Here is a 19,454-nt window from a genome sequence, read left to right as displayed (position 1 = left end):
GCCCCGACCGGGGCCAATGATGCTAACGGGGCAAGGTGCCTGCAGGATGACGCAAGAAAGGAGCCCGCTGTTACGCCCGGTAAAATTGGCCGATGCTATTGGTCAAACAGGAGTTGCTCGCGGCGCTCGCGAACACACTCGATACTTTCTCGCCCGGCGCTGGCGCCAAAGCCGCGTTCGAGTCGCCCAAGGTGGCGGCGCACGGCGACTTCGCCAGCACGGCCGCGATGCAACTCGCCAAGCCGCTCGGGCGCAAGCCTCGCGATCTGGCCGAGGAGGTGAGCGCGGCGCTGCTCGCCACGCAATCCTTCCAGCAATGGGTGCAGTCGATCGAAATCGCCGGCCCGGGCTTTCTCAACATCCGCCTGAAGACCGCTGCCAAGCAGCAGATCGTGCGCGAGGTGCTCGATGCGGGCGCCACCTTCGGCCAGCGAGCCCCCACCGGCGAGAAAGTGCTGGTCGAGTTCGTCTCCGCCAACCCGACCGGTCCGCTGCACGTCGGTCATGGCCGCCAAGCCGCGCTGGGCGATGCCATCTGCAACCTGCGCGCCTCACAGGGCGATGCCGTGTTCCGCGAGTTCTATTACAACGACGCCGGCGTGCAGATCCAGACGCTCGCCAGCAGCGTGCAGATGCGCGCCAAGGGCCTGAAGCCTGGCGACGCCGACTGGCCGAGCGGTGAAAAGGCCGCCGCCTACAACGGCGAATACATTGCGGACATCGCTTACGACTTCAGGGCGAAAAAGACCGTCAAGTCGGACGACCGGGAGTTCACCGCCAGCGGCGACATCGCCGATATCGACTCGATCCGCGAGTTCGCCGTGGCCTATCTGCGGCACGAGCAAGACCTCGACCTGCAGGCGTTCCGGGTGCGCTTCGACAACTACTACCTGGAGTCGAGCCTGTACACCAGCGGCCGTGTCGAGTCGACCGTGCAAAAGCTGGTCGCCGCCGGCAAGACCTACGAAGAAGACGGCGCGCTCTGGCTGAAGTCCACCGACTACGGCGACGACAAGGACCGCGTCATGAAAAAGCGCGACGGTACGTACACGTACTTCGTGCCCGACGTGGCCTACCACTTGGCCAAATGGGAGCGCGGCTTCCACACCGTCGTGAATATCCAGGGCACCGATCACCACGGCACGATCGCACGGGTTCGCGCCGGCCTGCAGGGCGTTGGTGAAGGCATCCCGCCGAGCTACCCCGACTACGTGCTGCACACCATGGTGCGTGTCATCAAGGACGGCGAAGAGGTCAAGATCAGCAAGCGCGCCGGCAGCTATGTGACGTTGCGCGATCTGATCGAGTGGACCAGCACCGACGCCGTTCGCTTCTTCCTGCTGAGCCGCAAGCCGGATACGGAGTACACCTTCGATGTCGACCTGGCCGTGGCCAAGAACAACGACAACCCGGTGTACTACGTGCAGTACGCCCATGCGCGCATCTGCTCGGTGCTGACTTCATGGGGTGGTGACGAGGCCTCGCTGAAGACGGTCGACGTGTCACCGCTCGACAGCCCGGCGGCCCAGGCCCTGATGCTGCTGCTCGCCAAGTACCCCGACATGCTGAGCGCCGCTGCCAAGGATTTCGCGCCGCACGACGTCACTTTCTACCTGCGCGAACTGGCCGCGAGCTACCACAGCTACTACGACGCCGAGCGCATTCTGGTCGACGACGAAGCCGTCAAGAAAGCCCGTTTGGCGCTGGTCGCCGCCACTGCGCAGGTGCTGCACAATGGCCTCGCAATTCTTGGCGTCAGTGCGCCACGCAAGATGTGATTCCGAACCTCAAAATGAAATCAAGTACACGCTCAGTTCAGCGCGGCAACATCGTCATCGGGCTGATCATCGGCCTGGTGCTCGGGCTCGGCGTGGCGCTGGGCATCGCGGTCTACGTGACCAAGGTGCCGATCCCGTTCATGAGCAAGAACCAGCGCGGCGGTGCCGAGCAGGACGAAGCCGAAGCCCGCAAGAACCGCGACTGGGACCCGAACGGCCCACTCGCAGGCAAGGCCGGTGCCGTCAAGCCGCAGCCGCCTTCGGTGACCGCACCTGCGACCGTCGGCCCGCTCAATGCGCCTTCGACCGGCCCGGTTCCGGTAGTGGTCGCGCCCGGTGCGTCCACGACCCCGGCTGCGCCGCGCCCGCGCACAGCGCCGGTGCCGGCCGAAGCCAACGCACTGCCGCCGTCGAGCGATCCGTTGGGCGACTTGGCTCGCTCAAGATCCGGCAACAACCCGACCGCCGGCGGCACCATTGCCAGCGCGGCGCCTTCGACTGCTGCTGCCAACGCCAGTGGCGCAGACCCATTCCTCTACTTCGTGCAGGCCGGCGCCTTCCGCACCACCGACGACGCCGAAGCGCAGCGCGCCAAGTTGTCGCTGATGGGTGTCGAGGCCAAAGTCACCGAGCGCGAACAAGCCGGTCGCACCGTGTACCGCGTGCGCGCCGGCCCCTTCAACAAGAAGGACGATGCCGACCACTTGAAAGATCGCCTCGATGGCGGCGGCTTCGATTCCGCACTGGTGCGGGTGCAGCGCTGAGTGCGGTCCGCCGTGGAGCGTTGAGTTTTGGAACGTTGACTTTTCTTTACTCGCCGCGGCGTGACGCACTGCGTCTCTGCCGCGTTGAATCAACCGGGCGCGGAACTCCGCGCGGCACTTCTGGCTCTTTCAGCCGAACAGGAGCACCTCTTTGATGAAACACATGAACCGTCGTGACTTTTCTCTGGCCGCCACATCCCTCGGGTTGATGTCCGCCGCTTCTCTCTCGCATGCCCAGGTTCAGCCCAAGGCCGGCAAGGACTACATCGACTTGAGCCCCCGCGTCCCGGTCGATGCGCCGGCCGGCAAGGTGGAGGTCATCGAGTTCTTTTCTTACAACTGTCCGCATTGCAATGCGTTCGAGCCCGAGCTCGAAGCCTGGGTCAAAACGTTGCCGAAAGACGCCGCGTTCCGTCGCGTTCCCGTGCCGTTCGTCGGCAACGACGTCGAGCCTAAGCAGCGCCTGTATTACGCGCTCGATGCCATGGGCAAGCTCGACGAATACACGATGAAGGTCTTCAATGCGATCCACACCCAACGCCAGAACGTGAACGGCGACGCGGCCATCATTGCGTGGGCCGAAAAGAACGGCCTCGACAAAGTCAAGTTCACGGAGGCGTTCACCTCGTTCGGCGTAGTGAGCAAGGCCAAGCGGGCGACGCAAATCACCGAGCAGTACAAGGTGGCCGGTGTGCCTGCTCTTGGCGTGGCAGGGCGATTTTACGTCGACGGCGAGCTCGCCGGCAACATGACCAAGTCGCTGCAGGTCGCCAATTACCTGATCACCGAAGCGCGCAAAGGTTGAAGCTGTCACACGCGTTTTTTGAGAAGCCCGCTTCGGCGGGCTTTTTCGTCAAGGTCGTGTCAGTTGGCCGCATACAATGCGCAGCAAGTTTCGTGCCTCTATGACCCTGCGCTCAAAATCCCCCCTTCGCTCCTTTCGTTCTGCTTTCGCGATCACCTTTGGTGCATTGCTCGCCTTGGCACTCGGCACCGGCCTGCCGGCGCATGCCGAAAAGGCCGACCGACTGAAGCCGATGAACATCGAGTCGGACGCGCTGCGTTACGACGACCTGAAGCAAACCAGCGTTTTCACCGGCAAGGTGTTCGTCACCAAGGGCACGATCGTGATTCGCGGCGCCCGCATCGACGTGCGCCAGGACCCCGAGGGCTACCAATACGGCGTGGTCACGCCCGAGCCGGGCAAGCTGGCTTACTACAAGCAGAAACGCGACGCCCCGGGCGACGAGTGGACAGAGGGTGAAGCTGATCGCATCGAATACGACAGCCGCGCCGACAACGTCAAGTTCATCGGCCATGCCGTGATGCGGCGGCTGATCGGCACCAAGGTCAACGACGAAACCACCGGCCCGCTGATCGTCTACGACCAGAGCAACGACACCTTCACGGTCAACGGTTCTACCTTGCCGCCGGACGCCAGCGTCGCGGCCGGTGCTTCGGGTGGTCGCGTCAGGGCGGTGCTCACGCCGCGCGCTCCGGCGTCGGCAGCCGGTGGCGCCAAAGCGGCTCCGCCTGCGTCCGGTCCGGGCTCGGGTTCCAGTGCCGCGCCGGCCACGACGGTGCCCGCCACCCCCGCTGCAGGCTCCGGCCTGCGCCAGAGCACCACGCTCGGCGGAGAACCGCGCAAGTGATCGAAAACGCAGACACGATCGACGTCGGCAGCCGCCTCGAAGCGCGCGGCCTCAAAAAGACCTATGGCAGCCGAACGGTCGTCAAGGATGTGTCGCTCGGCGTGCAAAAGGGCGAGGTGGTCGGGCTGCTCGGCCCGAACGGCGCCGGAAAAACGACCTCGTTCTACATGATCGTCGGGCTGGTTCGCGCCGACGCGGGCGAGATCACCATCGACGGCGAGCCGATCGCGCACATGCCGATCCACAAGCGCGCGCGCATGGGTCTGAGCTACCTGCCGCAGGAGGCGTCGATTTTCCGCAAGCTCACGGTCGAAGAGAACGTGCGGGCCGTGCTCGAGCTGCAGCTAGACACCGACGAGTCCGGCAGGGCGGTCCCGATATCGAAGGCACGGATGGAAGAGCGGCTGAGCGAGCTGCTGAACGACCTGCGCGTCGAACATTTGCGCAACTCGCCGGCGTTGTCGCTGTCGGGCGGCGAGCGGCGGCGGGTCGAAATCGCCCGTGCGCTCGCCACGCAGCCGCGCTTCATCCTGCTGGATGAACCCTTCGCCGGCATCGACCCGATTGCCGTTATCGAAATCCAGCGAATCATCAGTTTTCTCAAAGAGCGCGGCATCGGCGTGCTGATCACCGACCACAACGTGCGTGAAACGCTGGGCATCTGCGATCACGCTTTCATCATCAGCGACGGGCAAGTGCTGGCACAGGGCACGCCTTCGGAGATCGTCGACAACGCCGAGGTACGACGCGTCTACCTCGGCGAACACTTCCGGATGTGAACTTGTTGCTCGCCCCCAGGTCGTCGCGCACTGCGTGTCGCTTCTTCCACCCCCTGACCGGGGGCAACACCAACAGCCCGGCAAAGCCGGTTCTGCGGTGTTTCTTGAACAGAGTGTGTCTGGCAGGCTGTCCGTGAAGCAAGGTCTTTCTCTTCGTGTCTCGCAGCATTTGGCGCTCACGCCACAGCTGCAGCAGTCGATCCGGCTTTTGCAGTTGTCCACGCTCGAGTTGAGCCAGGAAGTCGAGCAGATGCTCGACGACAACCCGTTCCTGGAGCGCACGGCCGAAGAAGCCGCACGCGAAGAGTTCGGCATCGACGTGTCCGACGCGCCAGCGCCGCGCGAAGAGCACGACAGCGACCGCCAGAGCGAGAGCGACGGCGAGTTCGCGCCCAGCGCGCTCGCGACCAGTGCCGACGGCGCCAGCACCGCGACCACCGCCAGCGAGACCGAAGCGCCGGCCGCCGAGATGTCCGACCAGGAGCCCGACTGGGGCGGCGACGGCACGGTCGAGATGACGCCGGACGATGGGGAATGGGGCGGCGAGGCGCCAGCCAGCAGCAACAACCTCGGCCCGAACGACGGCAGCGAGCGCACCGACGCCACCGAGCTCGCGCGCAGCCAGGAGTCGCTGCAATCCTTCCTGCACCGACAGGCACTGAGCCTGCGGCTGAACGAAAACGACCAGGCCGCACTGCGTTTTTTGATCGAATCGTTGAATGACGATGGCTATCTCGAAGACTCGTTGCCAGCGCTGGCATCGGGCCTCGCGGGCGATGACAACGACCAGTTCGACGGTCTCGTCCACCACTTCCAGGTGGCGCTCGGCCTGCTGCAAAGCCTGGAGCCGGTCGGCGTCGGCGCACGCGATCTCGGCGAATGCCTGGCAATCCAGCTGAAGGCGCTCGCCCATGAGAACGAGACGGCCGAAGAAAAGCAGATCCGCAAGACTGCGATCCTGATCTGCAAGCAGCCGATGGAGCTGCTCGCGCGGCGCGACTTCAAACGTCTGGCCACGCTCACACGCAGCAACGAAGAAGAAGTGCGCAGCGCGCTGCAGGCGATCGCCAAGCTGGAGCCCAAGCCGGGCCGCCGCTTCGTCGATGTCGAGCGCAACATCGTGGTGCCCGACGTGATCGTCACCCGCACCGGTCGTGGCGCAACGCTCAAGTTCCGCGTGATGCTCAACCCCGACGTGATGCCGCGTCTGCGCGTGCACGACATCTACGCCGGCGCGCTCAAGGCGCACAAGGGCGAGGGCAGCCAGGCGCTGTCGCAGCGGCTGCAGGAGGCGCGCTGGTTCATCAAGAACATCCAGCAACGCTTCGACACCATCCTGCGGGTGAGCAACGCCATCGTCGAGCGGCAGAAGAGCTTTTTCGTGCACGGAGAACTCGCCATGCGCCCGTTGGTGCTGCGTGAGATCGCCGACGAGCTGGGCTTGCACGAGTCGACCATCAGCCGCGTGACCACGGCCAAGTACATGTCGACGCCTTACGGCACGGTCGAGCTCAAGTACTTCTTCGGTTCGGCGCTCGGAACCGAAACCGGCGGCAATGCATCCAGCACGGCAGTGCGAGCGCTCATCAAGCAACTCGTGAGCGCCGAGAGCATCAAGAAGCCGCTGTCGGACAGCCAGATTTCCGACATGCTGAAAGAGCAGGGGATCGAATGTGCGCGGCGCACCGTCGCCAAGTACCGCGAAGCGCTGCGCATCGCACCGGCGAATCTGCGCAAGGCGCTGTAAGGCGTCGGTTTACCGCCGCGCCTGCAACAAAATCCCGCGCAGCTCCGCCGGCTGCACCGGCTTGCGCAACGCATGCCAGCCACGCTCGCGGGCCAGGTGCAGCGTCGCTTCATCGATATCGGCCGAGATCAGCGCGATCGTGAGCGACGGCTTTTGCAGTTGCAGGCGTCGCGCCAGGTCGATACCGTCGAGCTTGCCCGGCAAGCGGATATCGCACAGCGCGACGTCGATGGCCTGCAGGTCGGCGAGCGCCAGCGCCTCGGCCGCGCTCTCGTAGATGCGTGGCAGCGCCTGCCATTGGCGCAGCAGGGCCGCGAGGCTGTCGGCCACCACAGCGTTGTCTTCGACCACCAGCACCGCCAAGCCGGGCGCCAGCGGCATGGCGTCGAGCGCAGCGGTGCTGGTCGCCGCCGCGGTCGCGGCGCGTGCCGTGCGGTCGGGGTGCGCATCGCGAGGGGCCGATGGCAGCGTGAAGCCGAACACCGAGCCGCGTCCCGGCAGCGACCGCAGCGTGATCTGGACCCCCAGCCGCATCGCCAGGCGCCGCACGATGGCCAGCCCCAGCCCGTGCCCACGCTGTAGATTGCGCTCCACGTTCCCGACCTGCTCGAAGTCGCCGAACACCCGCTCCTGCGCTTCGCAAGCGATGCCGATGCCGCTGTCGCGCACCTCGATGCGCCAGCCGTCCGGCCGGCGCCGACAGGCCAGCAACACGCGGCCATTGGGTGCGAACTTGACAGCGTTGTCGACCAGATTGGCGACGATGCGGCGCAGCGCCACCGTGTCGGTCCACACGATGGCTTCGGCCGGGCAACGCACCCGCACCCGGCCGCTGCCTGCCTGCCGTGCGAACTCGTTCAGCAGCGGTGCGAGGGCGACCGCGGTCAACGTGAACGGGTCGGCAGCGGCCTCGATGCGACCGATTTCGAGCAGCTGGTTGGTCAAGCCTTCGAGCGCCTGCTGTGCCCGTGACAGCGCATCGACGGAGCCTTGCACCACGGCGGCGCTTTCGCCGGCGCGCAGTTGCTGCCGCAGCACTTCGGCCTGCAGGCCCATCGCCATCACCGGCTGCCGCAGGTCGTGGTTGGCGGCTGAAAAGAACCGGAGACGCTCGGCCTGCGCCTGTTCCGACGCGCGCAGGCCAGCCAGCGCCTGCACGCGCAGCGCGCTCTCGTTGTGGCGCAGGCTGATGTTTTCTTCGAGCTGGCGCGAGCGCTCCGACACCAGCTTCCACACCATCGCAAGCAGGCCGATGCCGAGGACCGCCGCCGTCACCATCACCGGCTGGCCGTAGGTGAGGCTCATCACGATCATCGGCACCAGCAGCAGCGAGATCGCCAGTTGCATCGCGGGCGTGTGATACGACACCGAGAACGCCGACGACAGCGTCATCGCCATGATGACGACGGCCAGCAGCAGTTGCACCACCGGGTCGGTCGGACTGAACAACAGTACGCCTGCCGCACCGTGCGCGGCCTCGTGTACTGCGATGCGAAAGGTGTGCAGGCGGAGCGCAGGCTGCAGGTTCTCGGGCGTCAGCGAGCTGGGCAGCACTTGCGGAAAAAAGCCGCGCCATGCGGTGCTGGCGGCGATCATGGTGATCCAGATAAGCGCGTGCGATACCGAATACTGCCAGGCGAAGAGGGCTGCAACGCCGCAGTCCAGCAGGAACTGCACGGCCAGCATCGGTCCGGTGGGCTGGGCGCTTAGGCGCAGCACTTCGCACTGCACTGCAAAGCGCACGGCCGGCGACGGAGCGGCCTGTGATGAGGGCGACGCGGGGGCGGACGGGGAACTCATGAGCACGGCCACTATAGTGGGCGGGTGAACGATCTCTCTCTCTTTTTGCCTTGCGCCGCCGGCGTCGAGGAACTCCTGGCGCAGGAAGTCCATGCGCTGACCGGCCGTGTCGGCCAAGACCTGCTGACACTGCGCGGCGGCGTGCGGGTCCGGGCCGAGTGGCGCGACGCCCTCAAGCTCAACCTGCACAGCCGCTTGGCGCAACGCGTGCTCATCGAATTGGCGCATGCGCCGTACCGCAGCGAGAACGATCTCTACGCCATTGCCAGTGGCGTGGCGTGGGAGATCTGGTTCACGCCGAAGCAGACTTTCAAGATCGAGACCACTGCGCAGCACAGCCCGCTGCAGAGCCTGAACTTCGCGACGCTGCGCATCAAGGACGCGATCGCCGACCGCTTTCGCGCCAAAGCCGGCGGCGTGCGGCCGAGCATCGAAACGCAGTGGCCCGACTGCCGCGTCTTCGCGCATCTGACTACCGACGACTGCACGCTCTACATCGACACCAGCGGCGAGCCGCTCTTCAAGCGCGGCTGGCGACAAGACACCGGAGATGCGCCGCTGAAGGAAACGCTGGCCGCGGCCATGCTGGCCGCCAGCGGCTGGTGGAACCCCGAAACGGGCGAGGTCGCAGCCCAACCCTTGTACGACCCCTGCTGCGGCAGCGGCACGATCGCCATCGAGGCGGCGCAGATCCAGTCGGGCATTCCGGCGGGCTGGTTGCGGTCGTTCGGCTTCGAGAAATTGCTGGCGTTTCAGCCGCACGTGTGGGCGGCGATCAAGGCTGCGGCCGAAGAGGCCGGCGCTTCGCACGAGCCGGGGCCGGCCAACATCTTCGGCTCCGACGTGGCGCACCGCATGGTCGATTTTGCCGAGCGCAATGCCGAGCGCGCTGGCGTGGCCGACCGCATCGAGTTCCGTGGCGGTGACGCGTTGCAGCGCATGCCGCCAGTTGACGTTGGCACCACTGGAGGCGTCATGGTCGTGAATCCTCCATATGGCGAGCGCATCGAAGTCGGTGGCATCGCAGGCGCGGACAGCGCAGCCAACACCGCGCGGTTCGGCGCACGCGAGTCGGCGCAGACCGAAGGCGGCGATGCCAGCGGCGACTTCTTCCCGCAGCTCGCCAGCCACTGGAAAAAGAACTACGCCGGCTGGACCGGCTGGGTGCTCACGCCCGACCTGCAGTTGCCCAAGCGCATGCGCCTCAAAGAGTCGCGCCGCGTGCCGATGTGGAACGGGCCGATCGAGTGCCGGCTGTTCAAGTTCGACATGGTCAAGGGCTCGGCGCGCACGCCGAAAGTGCCGGTGACCTGAGCCGCCTCGAGGCACCGGAACGCGTCAGGTGCCGATGCGTAAATCGTCCGTCGACACTGCTGTCACGAGCGGCCCGAAGCTGCTGATGTTGGTGAGGGTGTCGTTGTGGTGCCGGATGACTTGTTGCGGCGACAGGCCGGCATTGCCTTCGGTCGTGTGTGCGTCGGACACCAGCACCACCGGGTAGCCCAAGGCCAGCGCGCGCCGGATGGTCGTGTCGACGCAAAACTCGGTGTGCATGCCGCAAACGATGAGGTCTTCGACGTCGTGCGCCTTCAAGACAGCTTGCAGATCGGTCTTGTGGAACGAGTCCGCGGACGTCTTTCGAATGCGCAGGTCGGTCGGCGCTACGGTGAGTCCATCGGCCAGTTGCCAGGCGGGAGTGCCGTGTTCGAGGTAGCCCGAGCCGGACTCGTGCTGCACGAAGATCACGAAGGCGCCGGCGGCGCGCGCCTTGTCCGAAACCCGGTTGATCCGGTCGATGACTTGCGGCGATTCGAAGGGAGCATGCTCGCCCTCGCACAGGCCTTGTTGGACGTCGATCACGAGCAATGCGGTATTCATGAAAGGGATTGTCGGTCAGGTCTTTTGCAGCCGTGTGGCGGCGCCTAGACTTCCCCGATGATTTCGGCGCCCATCGTTCTCGACACCAACATCGTTCTCGACATCTTCGTGTTCAACGACGTGGCCGTGCAACCCTTGCGCGCCGAGCTAGAAGCCGGGGCACGAACCTGGATCGCGACGGAGGCCATGCGCGTCGAACTCGTGCGCGTGCTGGGCTATCCGAAGATCGTGCCGCGGCTTGCTTTTTATGAAATGAGTGCTGGCGACGTCATCGCCGCCTTCGACCGCCTCACGCGAACCGTGCCCCCGGCAGAAAAAGCAGGCCTGACCTGCAAGGACCCCGAGGACCAGATATTCATCGACCTGGCCGTCGCGCACGGTGCGATGCTGCTGAGCAAGGATGGCGCGGTGCGCGCCTTGCGCAAGCGGCTGGCGGCGCTGGGTGTCGAGATGGAACCCTGAGCGGGACGCCCAGCAGGCCTTGTCTCCTGGCTCACCCGAGCTTCATTGCAGTCATCCCCCCGATTGCATGCGCCGCGACCCTATTCCGCTTCGATCCCGGCCGCCTTCACGATGCTGCCCCACTTCTGCGATTCAGCGGCCTGGAACTTCGCCAACTCGTCGGGCGTGGTCGTGAAGACCTCGGTGCCGGTGGTCGCGTAAAAGCTGGTGCGTGCTGCGTCGCTCTTCGCGGCTTTGACCAGCAGCTCGTTCAGGCGCTTGACGACGGCGGGCGGCGTCGCGGCCGGTGCGTAGGCCGCGAACCAGTAACCCATCTGGTAGCCCTTGACGCCGGCTTCGGCAATCGTCGGGACATCGGGTGCGAGCGGCGAGCGTTGGGCGCTCGACATGCCCAATGCACGCAGCTTGCCGGCTTTGACTTGCGGCAGGCCCGTGGCGGTGTCGGTAATCATCATGTTGATCTGGTTGCCGAGCAGATCGGTCACCGCGAGCGTGTTGCTTTTGTAGGGCACATGCAGCAGCTTGATGCCGGCCATCTGCTGCAGCAACTCGCCCGCCATGCGGCTCGACGAACTGCCGCTGCCGAAGCTGTACTTGCCCGGATCTTTTTTTGCGAGAGCGATGAACTCGGCCACTGTCTTCGCAGGGAAATCGGGCGCGACGACCATGATCTGGCCGCCCTTGCCGAGCGCGGTGATAGGCGCGAAATCCTTCACCGGGTCGTACGGCAGTTTCTTGTACAGATGTTCGTTGGCCGCGTGCGTGGTGTTGGTGGTGATGAGCACGGTGTAGCCGTCGGCTGGAGCCTTGGCGACGTTCTGCGACGCGATGAAGCCGCTTGCGCCGGCCTTGTTGTCGATGACCACCGGCTGTTTCGTCTCGGCCGTGACGGCGTTGCCGAGCGCGCGGGCGATCTGGTCAGTCGCGGTGCCGGCCGCGAAGGGCACGACGAAGGTGATCGATTTTTCCGGGAAGGTCTGCGCCTGGGCCAGCATCGGCGCCAGCGAGAGTGCCAGCGTGGCGGCCACGGCAACGACCGCCATCGAAGCAAAGGAAGGGAGTGGACGGAACGATTTCAAGGGATGTCTCCTGATGTGGTGAGGATGAAAACTCGCGTCAGTCTTCGGATGGACCGGCGAGCAGATGGTGCAGGTGATCGGGCACGTCGACCGGCAGTGCGAGCAACAGAAACGACAGTGCCTTGCCGTGCGTGTCGAGGTTCAGCGCATCGTTGACGCCGCCGTCGAGCACGCCGTCGAGCACGAAGTTCATCGCGTGCAATTTGGGAAGCACGAAGCGTTGTACGCGGCTCGGCGCGCGATGGTGAAACTGCGCGGCCACCGCGTCCGATGTGACTTGCGCGACGAGCAAGTCGAACAGCTCGGGATGCCATGCGATGACGCTGATGTTGGAGCGGTCGCCCTTGTCGCCGGTGCGCCCGTGCGCCAGGCGATACAGCGGAAAAGCATGGGTGCCCATGACGGTCGTGTTCATGGCAAGTCCCCACCGCTGACGATCTCGAAGCGCACCGGCACCGCCTCGCGCGGCAGCAGGCAGGAGAGGGTGCTGAGGCGCGGCGTGAGCGTGGTGCGGACGCCGCCGCCGCCGGCCGGGCCGCAGGTGTAGAGGGCGGTCACTTCGCGGCCGAGCCGCTCGGCCTCGGCGCGATCGGCATGCGTGGCGGCGACGCGCAGGCGGACATCGCGGTGGCCGGCGTCGGGCAACTCGGCGAGCGCCCGGCCGGCGTCGTCGCCGAAGATGCTGAGCGAACCGATCAGGTCGACGCGCAAGCTAAGCCCGACCAATCGGCTGCGCAGCACATCGGCTGCCAAGCGTGCACGGGCCTCGGCGCGCGGGCCGGCGTACGAGATCTCGCCTTCGGCAAGCCAACCGCCTTCGTGGCACACGTTGACCTTGTAGTGCGTCGGACGCGCATGGCCGCGCACGCCCGACAGTCGCACGCGGTCGGCGCCCAGCAGTTCAACTTCCGCGTCGGCGATATCCGCCACCACGTCGGGGGTCAGATAGGCCGCCGGCTCGTGCACCTCGTACAGCAGTTGTTCCTTGACCGTCGCCTCGGTCACGAGGCCGCCGGAGTTGTCGGCCTTGCCGATGGTGCAGCGACCGTCGTTTTCGATTTCGGCAATCGGAAAGCCGACGTTCGCCAGGCCCGGAACATCCTTGAAGCCGGGGTCGGCGAAGTAGCCGCCGCACACCTGCGCGCCGCATTCGAGCAAGTGGCCGGCCATCGTCGCGCGGCCGAGCACGGTCCAGTCGTCGGCGCGCCAGCCGAAGTGCGACATCGCCGGGCCGACCGTGAGCGATGGGTCTGCCACGCGGCCGCAGACCACGATCTGCGCGCCGGCATCGAGTGCGGCCGCAATCGGTTCCGCGCCGATGTATGCGTTGGCGCTGACGATGCGCAAGCCGTCGAGCTGCGCGCCCAGTTGTTCTCGCAGCAGCGCGCGTTGTTCCGGCGAAGACAGATCGTCGCCCTCGACCACGGCAATGCACGGCGGGGGCTGCTGCAGCTCGACCGCCATGCGCGCGATGTGCCGTGCCGCCGCGCGCGGATTGGCCGCGCCGAAGTTGCTCACGATGCGGATGCCGTGCGCCAGGCAGCGCGCCAGCACGGGACGCAGCATGGCATCCAGCAGCGGCTCGTAGCCTGAATCCGGATCGGCACGGCGACGTAACTGCGCGAGCGCAAGCGTGCGTTCGGCCAGCGTTTCAAAGATCAGGAAGGCGCGTTGGCCGGCCGGTCCGCTGGCGAGCCGAGCGATCAGCGTGTCGACCACCGGGCCCGCAGCGTCGGTGCGATCGCCGGAAAAACCGGCGGCACAACCGACGAGCAATGGGGGTGGGCTGGGCGTGACAGGCAACGGCATGGTCCTAATGTAGGCACCGCAGCATCATCCGTAAAATCAAAAATCCGAATAAATTGATCCGAATTTCAAATCACAGAACGAGGTCGTAGAGTGGACTGCAGATGAGAACCCCCGACCTGTCTTCACGCCAGCTGCGCGCCTTTCTTGCGCTGGCCGATCAACGCAACTTCACGCGGGCTGCGCAGACCTGCCATCTGTCGCAGCCTGCCTTCAGCGCGCTCATCCGCACGCTGGAAGCGTCGGTCGGCGCGCGCCTGTTCGACCGCGACACACGCAACGTGCAGCTCACGCCCGAGGGCCGATTGTTCGAGGGTCCTGCGCGGCGCCTGCTCGACGACATGGGTGGCGCCATCGGAGATCTCGCGAACCACGTCGCACTGCGCACGGGGCGGATCAGCGTCGCGGCTTTGCCATCGCTGGCCGCTGGCTGGCTGCCCGCGGTGTTCGCGGAATTCATGCAAGCCTGGCCCGGCATCACGCTCGATCTGCACGACGCGCTGTCGGATGCGTGCGTGGCATTGCTTCGCAGCGGTCGGGTCGACTTCGCACTGGCTGCATCCGGCGCCGGTTCGGCCTCGGCGAGCGACCTGCGCAGCCGCAAGCTTTGCTCCGATCGCTTTCATCTGGTTTGCCGCGCCGACCATCCCCTGGCGCAGGAGCCGCGACTCACGGCCAGGAAGATCGCGCCGTGGCCGTTCATCCAGATGGCGCGCCACAGCAGCGTGCGCCAGTCGCTCGATGCCGCGCTGCATCCGCTGCGACTCAATGCCGTGTTCGAGGTCGAGCATCTGGCGACAGTGATGGGATTGGTCGAAGCGGGGCTCGGCATCAGCGTCGTGCCTGCTCTCACGCTGTTCCATTTCGGGCGGAAGACACTGGTGACGCGGCCGTTTCCGGTGGCGTCCCTGACGCGCAATGTCTATCTGGTGCAGCGTCGTGAGGGCAGCTTGTCGATGGCGGCGCAGGCGCTGCACGACCTCATCGTGAAGCGGCTGGGGTCGATGAAGCTCGATTGATCGCGTCAATCCGACAAGGCAACGCCCTTGCCATGCCAGCGCGACAGCAACCGCGCAACAGCCCGCACCCGCTGCGTATCCCGCCCCCAGCGCCGACCCGCCGGCAGATGCCGCAACCAGCGCATTCGCTGCGCTGCCAGCCGCAACCGCGCGCGTACCTCGATGTCGGCCGCCTTCAGCACCGCGTGCCAGTGATCGGCCGCGGCCTGCGGCGACGCCGCGCGCACCAACATCGCGGTCGAATGCAGGTAGCTCAGCCAGTCGCGCGTCTGGCATTCAGCTAACGGCAGCGTTTCGCCCGGATCGTCTTCGAAGTCGATGTAGCCGATGACGCCGTCGGGGCACTGCACAAGGTTGCGGTCGAAGGCCTGGCTCAGGTACTTGCCACGCGCGTGCACGATGGCGATGGCGTCGAGCCCTTCGCGCCACACGGCAAGCAGCGCGGCGGGGCCGGCGGCGGCTGCGTGATCGAGCTTTTCCTGCAGCACGACGGTGCTGCGACCACTCTCGCCGAGGTCCGACATCAGCAAGCCGTCGGGTTGCTGCGCCAGCACGGCCGGCACGCGCAAACCCGCTGCGCCGAGCTCACGCAGGCGTCGACCTTCGATGGCGATGGCCGCCTCGCCGCCGGGGTTGGGCACGGGCTTGAGCACGTCGAGCCGCAGCAGGCCGGCAACGACCGCGAGCAGGTGATAGCGCAGCTTGCCGTGCCGCGCACCGGCCTTCTTGAGCCACACGCGCTCGGCGCCGAGCCGGTGACTGACGACGTTCTTCGGTTGCTGCCGCAGTGTGATGCGAAGGAACTCGGCGTAGTCGCCCGGTGCAGGTGCGCGCGGAAGCGCGTCGAGTGGCGCAGGCCCCGAGGCCACGCCTTTGCGCATCTGGATGCGCGTGGAGCCGCTGCGTTTGGGAGGGTTCATGCGCTGAGCGCGACCTCTTGCGGCGCCTGCCCTTCGGCCTGCGTTTGTGTTCTTGCTTGCACGTCCGCAGCCTCACGCTGCTTCTGCGCATCGGCCTGCAGCGCCGGCAGCAGCGGCTGAAAACTGGCCGAGTTCGCCAACGGCCAGTACGTGCGAAACACGTTGTGCTGCGCATCGAGTGGCCCGAGCAGCGCACCGGCCTGCACCTGCATCACGAGGTTGCTCAACAGTCGCACCTCGGTGTCGGAAATGCGCCGCACGATGTGGTGCGCGGTGATCTGTTGCGGATGGTCGAGCCCCGCGGCCTGCACCAGCTCCTGCAGTGCGTGCAGCGTGCTGCGATGAAAGTTCTGCACGCGGGCGGCTTTGGTCGGTACGACCAGCGCCTGCTGGCGCAACGGGTCCTGCGTGGTGACGCCGGTCGGGCAGTTGCCGGTGTGGCAGGTCTGCGCCTGGATGCAGCCGAGCGCCATCATGAAACCGCGCCCCGCGTTGCACCAGTCGGCGCCCAGCGCCATCATCCGCGCGAGGTCGAAGGCGGTGATCACCTTGCCCGCACAACCGATCTTGATGCGGCTGCGCAAGCCGACGCCGATCAACGTGTTGTGCACCAGCAGCAGGCCTTCCTGCAGCGGCGCGCCGACGTGGTCGCTGAACTCGACCGGTGCCGCCCCGGTGCCGCCCTCGGCGCCATCGACGACGATGAAATCGGGCGTGATGCCGGTCTGCTGCATCGCCTTGACGATGGCAAACCATTCCCATGGATGGCCCAGGCAGAACTTGAAGCCGGTCGGCTTGCCGCCCGACAGCTCACGCAGCCGGGCGACGAAATTCATCATCTCGACGGGCGTGGCGAAGGCGCGGTGCGACGATGGCGAGATGCAGTCCACACCGATCGGCACGCCGCGCGCCGCCGAGATCTCGGCCGTGACCTTGGGGCCGGGCAGCACGCCGCCGTGGCCGGGCTTGGCGCCCTGGCTCAGCTTGATTTCGATCATCTTCACCTGCGGGTCACGCGCATTGGCGATGAAGCGTTCTTCGCTGAAGCTGCCGTCGTCGTTGCGGCAGCCGAAGTAGCCCGAGCCGATCTCCCAGATCAGGTCGCCGCCATGCACGCGATGGTGTTGCGAGATCGAGCCTTCACCCGTGTCGTGCGCGAAGTTGCCGGCCTTGGCGCCCTTGTTGAGCGCGAGGATCGCGTTGGCCGACAGCGCACCGAAGCTCATCGCCGAAATGTTGAACACGCTGGCGTCGTAAGGCTGCGCGCAGTCGGCGCCGATGACGATGCGAAAGTCGTGGTTCGCGAGCTTGGTCGGCACCATCGAGTGGTTGATCCACTCGTAGCCGGCGATGGTCACGTCGAGCTGCGTACCGAAAGGCCGGTTGTCGGGCTCGCCCTTGGCGCGCTGGTAAACCAGCGAGCGTTGCGCGCGCGAGAACGGCGCGGCTTCGGCATCGCTCTCGATGAAGTACTGGCGCATCTCGGGTCGGATGTACTCCAGTAAAAAGCGCAAGTGCCCGATAACCGGGTAGTTGCGCAGGATGGCATGCCGCGTCTGCCGCAGGTCGTGCACGCCAGTGCCGCTCAGCACCGCGAAGGCCCCGACGCCGACCCAGCCGCGCCAGAGCCAAGGCCACAACAGGACCGTCGCCAGGCTTGCGATCAAGCCGACCACGCACAGCGCGAACGCAATGTAGCGGGTGGGAAAAGGTGTGTTGATCGGTGTCGCGATGGTGTGTTCTCCAGTGCCCGGCGGCCTGCCTGCTGCATCATAGAGGGCTCAAACAGACGCAATATGACGACTCCTTCCGCTCCTGACAACGACCCTGCAACCCAAGCCGCTGCACTACCCACCGCCGACCCCGCACCGCTCGGCCCCGACGACTTCGATGCGCTCGACGGCGACCTCGACGCCATGCGCGAGACCGACGAAGAAATCCCTCAGTGGGAATTCTGCGAAGGCTTCATGGCCGCGCTCGTGTGCTCGCGCCGCCCGGTGCCGACCGAAGAATATTGGCCGGTGCTGCTGGGCGACGGCTTCGTCGCGGCGCAGCACATGGAATTCGTCTGGCGCTGGAAGCGCCGCTGGCGCGAGATCGAGCAGGGCCTCGATGCCGATGTGCAGTCGCTCGATGACGAGCGCACCTGGCAACCAGAAGTGCTCGACACCCGCGGCGCCATCGCGTCGTTGCCCGAAGACGAACGCACCGACATCGAGGGCGAAGAGATCCCCTCGTTCGCGCAAGTGTGGGCGCTGGGCTTCATGTACGCGGTCGAAAACTGGCCAGAAGACTGGGCCGCGCCGCGCGACAAAGAGGCCGCGCAAATGCTCGACGAAGCGCTCGACAGCATCGTTGCCCTGACCGAAGACGACACCGCCAAACCGACGTTGTCGATGTTCAGCGAAGACGGCCCGCCGAGCGTGAGCCAGCAACGGCTCGACGACTTCGGCGAAGCCATCTGGGCCGTGTACGACCTGCGTCAGCTATGGAAGAGCATGGGGCCGAAGGTCGAGACGATTCGGAAGGAAGCGACACCGGGGCGCAATGATTTGTGTCCTTGCGGGAGTGGGAAGAAGTTCAAGAAGTGCCATGGGGGGTGAGGGCGAACGGCTAAGTCGTCGCTCTACGACCGGCAGGTATGGGCCCGAAGCGGTCACTCAAACTGGCTCAGGCGTCTAGGAAAGGCTGCAAGCTCCAGGGAGTCCTGCGCCGAATCGCGCGCCCACCAATACCGCGAAACCGAAGAGCACAACAGCGATAACGGCGGGAGCAGCAACGAACCATGTCGCAATGGTTAAAAAAACCCATAGGAGAAACACCGGAACGGTAGCTGCGATTGCTGTCTGGCGGAGAGATGTAAGACCGAAGGTCCATCCGTGAAGTACGCCGAAGAGGAAGCCCAACATAAGCAGCGCAACGACGTTCGCGCTGATTTCGTACACCGTCCGTCCCGCAGTCGCGGGAGGCACGCCACCGGTGAACTCACCAGATATCAGCGCCGCAATCGGCTTGACTAGAAATACAACGATGACGCCGCCGGCGATTGCAGCGGAGATGCGAGCGAACCTCAAAAAACGTTTCATGTAGTTTAAATCGACGGCATCGACTGACCGGTTTTGGCCCGAAAGAAGACTAAGCCACCTTGAACTTCGCGGTTGCATGGAAAGTCGCTACTTGTACTTAGGAACTGCTATGCGGGAACTATGCGGAAGCAATGATCGCTCCTATAGCGAAGCAGACCATTCCTGCGTACCAAGCGCGCAGCAGCCAAACGCTAACGGGATGACGCCGTGCGTAGACATACGCGTAGAACGGCACGATCAGACAACGCACGCCGAGACCAGGATTGCCCGCGAAGGCGTGCATACAGATTCCAATCTGAGCGCCAAAAGCAACCGCCATGCCCAACATGAGCAAAACCGACCCTATCGATGCGGACATCGCGACCTCCCTTTTTTTTTCGAGTGTGCCGGTGATCCCTTGCATGGACACGGCACTTCCTCACGGCCGGCAAAAGAATCGTCACAGTCGCAAAGCTAGTCTCGGACGCTGTTCACAACGGATTCTCAGAACTTATAGGTGCGGCATACCTTCGATGCGCCGCACTGAGCGGTCGGTACGAACGTCCGCTCCTAGCCCGAATTCTGCCCTTAGCCCATGCTGATCGAAAGCAAAGGCCAGCGCTCGGCGAAGCGCTTGGCTTCTATGCGCTGCCTATAGATCTCAACGCTCGCTCTGAGCGGGTTGTGACGGACGCGCAGATTGAA

The 19,454-nt window shown here is 65.4% G+C and carries 20 protein-coding genes; 10 read left to right on the top strand and 10 right to left on the bottom strand.

Annotated features, from left to right (window positions below; all coding sequences use genetic code 11):
• The first annotated feature begins 92 nt into the window (after nt 1-92).
• The 6 genes from argS to QN413_RS21510 all read left to right on the top strand — a co-directional run bounded on the left by argS (nt 93) and on the right by QN413_RS21510 (nt 6,720).
• Nucleotides 93-1,778, top strand: a complete 1,686-nt coding sequence (gene argS / locus QN413_RS21535; RefSeq protein WP_323498628.1) for an arginine--tRNA ligase — start codon at nt 93-95, stop codon at nt 1,776-1,778.
• 14 nt (nt 1,779-1,792) lie between these two features.
• Complete coding sequence (locus QN413_RS21530) at nt 1,793-2,542, top strand: SPOR domain-containing protein (RefSeq protein ID WP_323498627.1); 750 nt, start codon at nt 1,793-1,795, stop codon at nt 2,540-2,542.
• 163 nt (nt 2,543-2,705) lie between these two features.
• A complete protein-coding gene (locus QN413_RS21525; protein ID WP_323498626.1) occupies nt 2,706-3,347 on the top strand; it encodes a thiol:disulfide interchange protein DsbA/DsbL in 642 nt (213 codons plus the stop codon).
• 100 nt (nt 3,348-3,447) lie between these two features.
• Complete coding sequence (gene lptA, locus QN413_RS21520) at nt 3,448-4,194, top strand: lipopolysaccharide transport periplasmic protein LptA (RefSeq protein WP_323498625.1); 747 nt, start codon at nt 3,448-3,450, stop codon at nt 4,192-4,194.
• Entirely contained in the window at nt 4,194-4,973 is a 780-nt protein-coding gene (gene lptB, locus QN413_RS21515) for an LPS export ABC transporter ATP-binding protein (RefSeq protein WP_416352219.1), read from the top strand. Before lptA ends, lptB begins: the two co-directional genes overlap by 1 nt.
• Before the next feature lie 133 nt (nt 4,974-5,106).
• Nucleotides 5,107-6,720 carry an RNA polymerase factor sigma-54 gene (locus QN413_RS21510; RefSeq protein ID WP_323498623.1) on the top strand — a complete coding sequence of 538 codons (1,614 nt, stop codon included), beginning with the start codon at nt 5,107-5,109 and terminating at the stop codon, nt 6,718-6,720.
• 9 nt (nt 6,721-6,729) lie between these two features.
• Here the strand turns inward: QN413_RS21510 and QN413_RS21505 are convergent, their stop codons facing one another.
• Nucleotides 6,730-8,520 (bottom strand): hybrid sensor histidine kinase/response regulator, encoded by a 1,791-nt coding sequence (locus QN413_RS21505; protein WP_323498622.1) that lies wholly within the window; start codon nt 8,518-8,520, stop codon nt 6,730-6,732.
• A 24-nt stretch (nt 8,521-8,544) separates the two neighbouring features.
• On the opposite strand from QN413_RS21505, the gene QN413_RS21500 reads away from it, so the two are divergent.
• Entirely contained in the window at nt 8,545-9,834 is a 1,290-nt protein-coding gene (locus QN413_RS21500) for a THUMP domain-containing class I SAM-dependent RNA methyltransferase (protein ID WP_323498621.1), read from the top strand.
• Nucleotides 9,835-9,858: 24 nt separating this feature from the next.
• On the opposite strand, the gene QN413_RS21495 is transcribed toward QN413_RS21500, so the two are convergent.
• Nucleotides 9,859-10,398: a cysteine hydrolase family protein gene (locus tag QN413_RS21495; protein WP_323498620.1), complete on the bottom strand. Its 540-nt coding sequence runs from the start codon at nt 10,396-10,398 to the stop codon at nt 9,859-9,861.
• Between the two features lie 57 nt (nt 10,399-10,455).
• On the opposite strand from QN413_RS21495, the gene QN413_RS21490 reads away from it, so the two are divergent.
• Nucleotides 10,456-10,860 carry a PIN domain-containing protein gene (locus tag QN413_RS21490; protein ID WP_323498619.1) on the top strand — a complete coding sequence of 135 codons (405 nt, stop codon included), beginning with the start codon at nt 10,456-10,458 and terminating at the stop codon, nt 10,858-10,860.
• A gap of 80 nt (nt 10,861-10,940) precedes the next feature.
• Here QN413_RS21490 and QN413_RS21485 read toward each other — a convergent pair whose 3' ends face one another.
• The 3 genes from QN413_RS21485 to QN413_RS21475 all read right to left on the bottom strand — a co-directional run bounded on the left by QN413_RS21485 (nt 10,941) and on the right by QN413_RS21475 (nt 13,748).
• Entirely contained in the window at nt 10,941-11,903 is a 963-nt protein-coding gene (locus QN413_RS21485) for a Bug family tripartite tricarboxylate transporter substrate binding protein (protein ID WP_409051327.1), read from the bottom strand.
• 73 nt (nt 11,904-11,976) lie between these two features.
• A complete protein-coding gene (locus QN413_RS21480) occupies nt 11,977-12,354 on the bottom strand; it encodes a hypothetical protein (protein WP_323498618.1) in 378 nt (125 codons plus the stop codon).
• On the bottom strand, nt 12,351-13,748 hold the full coding sequence (locus QN413_RS21475) for an acyclic terpene utilization AtuA family protein (RefSeq protein WP_323498617.1): 1,398 nt from the start codon (nt 13,746-13,748) through the stop codon (nt 12,351-12,353). Before QN413_RS21475 ends, QN413_RS21480 begins: the two co-directional genes overlap by 4 nt.
• A gap of 101 nt (nt 13,749-13,849) precedes the next feature.
• Between QN413_RS21475 and QN413_RS21470 the strand changes: the two genes are divergently transcribed.
• The gene (locus QN413_RS21470; RefSeq protein ID WP_323498616.1) at nt 13,850-14,764 is read left to right on the top strand and encodes a LysR family transcriptional regulator; all 915 of its coding nucleotides are present in this window, start codon (nt 13,850-13,852) and stop codon (nt 14,762-14,764) included.
• 5 nt (nt 14,765-14,769) lie between these two features.
• On the opposite strand, the gene QN413_RS21465 is transcribed toward QN413_RS21470, so the two are convergent.
• Both QN413_RS21465 and QN413_RS21460 read right to left on the bottom strand, forming a co-directional pair.
• Nucleotides 14,770-15,684 carry a hypothetical protein gene (locus QN413_RS21465; protein ID WP_323498615.1) on the bottom strand — a complete coding sequence of 305 codons (915 nt, stop codon included), beginning with the start codon at nt 15,682-15,684 and terminating at the stop codon, nt 14,770-14,772.
• A complete protein-coding gene (locus QN413_RS21460; RefSeq protein WP_323498678.1) occupies nt 15,681-17,417 on the bottom strand; it encodes an FMN-binding glutamate synthase family protein in 1,737 nt (578 codons plus the stop codon). Before QN413_RS21460 ends, QN413_RS21465 begins: the two co-directional genes overlap by 4 nt.
• Nucleotides 17,418-17,480: 63 nt before the next feature.
• Here QN413_RS21460 and QN413_RS21455 point away from each other — a divergent pair, with 63 nt between their 5' ends.
• Nucleotides 17,481-18,287 (top strand): UPF0149 family protein, encoded by an 807-nt coding sequence (locus QN413_RS21455; RefSeq protein ID WP_323498614.1) that lies wholly within the window; start codon nt 17,481-17,483, stop codon nt 18,285-18,287.
• 75 nt (nt 18,288-18,362) lie between these two features.
• On the opposite strand, the gene QN413_RS21450 is transcribed toward QN413_RS21455, so the two are convergent.
• The 3 genes from QN413_RS21450 to QN413_RS21440 form a co-directional block, all read right to left on the bottom strand.
• Nucleotides 18,363-18,770: a hypothetical protein gene (locus QN413_RS21450; RefSeq protein ID WP_323498613.1), complete on the bottom strand. Its 408-nt coding sequence runs from the start codon at nt 18,768-18,770 to the stop codon at nt 18,363-18,365.
• 118 nt (nt 18,771-18,888) lie between these two features.
• Nucleotides 18,889-19,173: a hypothetical protein gene (locus tag QN413_RS21445; protein ID WP_323498612.1), complete on the bottom strand. Its 285-nt coding sequence runs from the start codon at nt 19,171-19,173 to the stop codon at nt 18,889-18,891.
• 164 nt (nt 19,174-19,337) lie between these two features.
• The gene (locus tag QN413_RS21440; protein ID WP_323498677.1) at nt 19,338-19,448 is read right to left on the bottom strand and encodes a hypothetical protein; all 111 of its coding nucleotides are present in this window, start codon (nt 19,446-19,448) and stop codon (nt 19,338-19,340) included.
• Nucleotides 19,449-19,454 lie beyond the last annotated feature (6 nt).

The sequence above is a fragment of the Variovorax sp. LG9.2 genome, assembly GCF_035018885.1.
Taxonomy (GTDB): domain Bacteria; phylum Pseudomonadota; class Gammaproteobacteria; order Burkholderiales; family Burkholderiaceae_C; genus Variovorax.
This window is presented reverse-complemented; position numbering and strand designations above follow the sequence as displayed.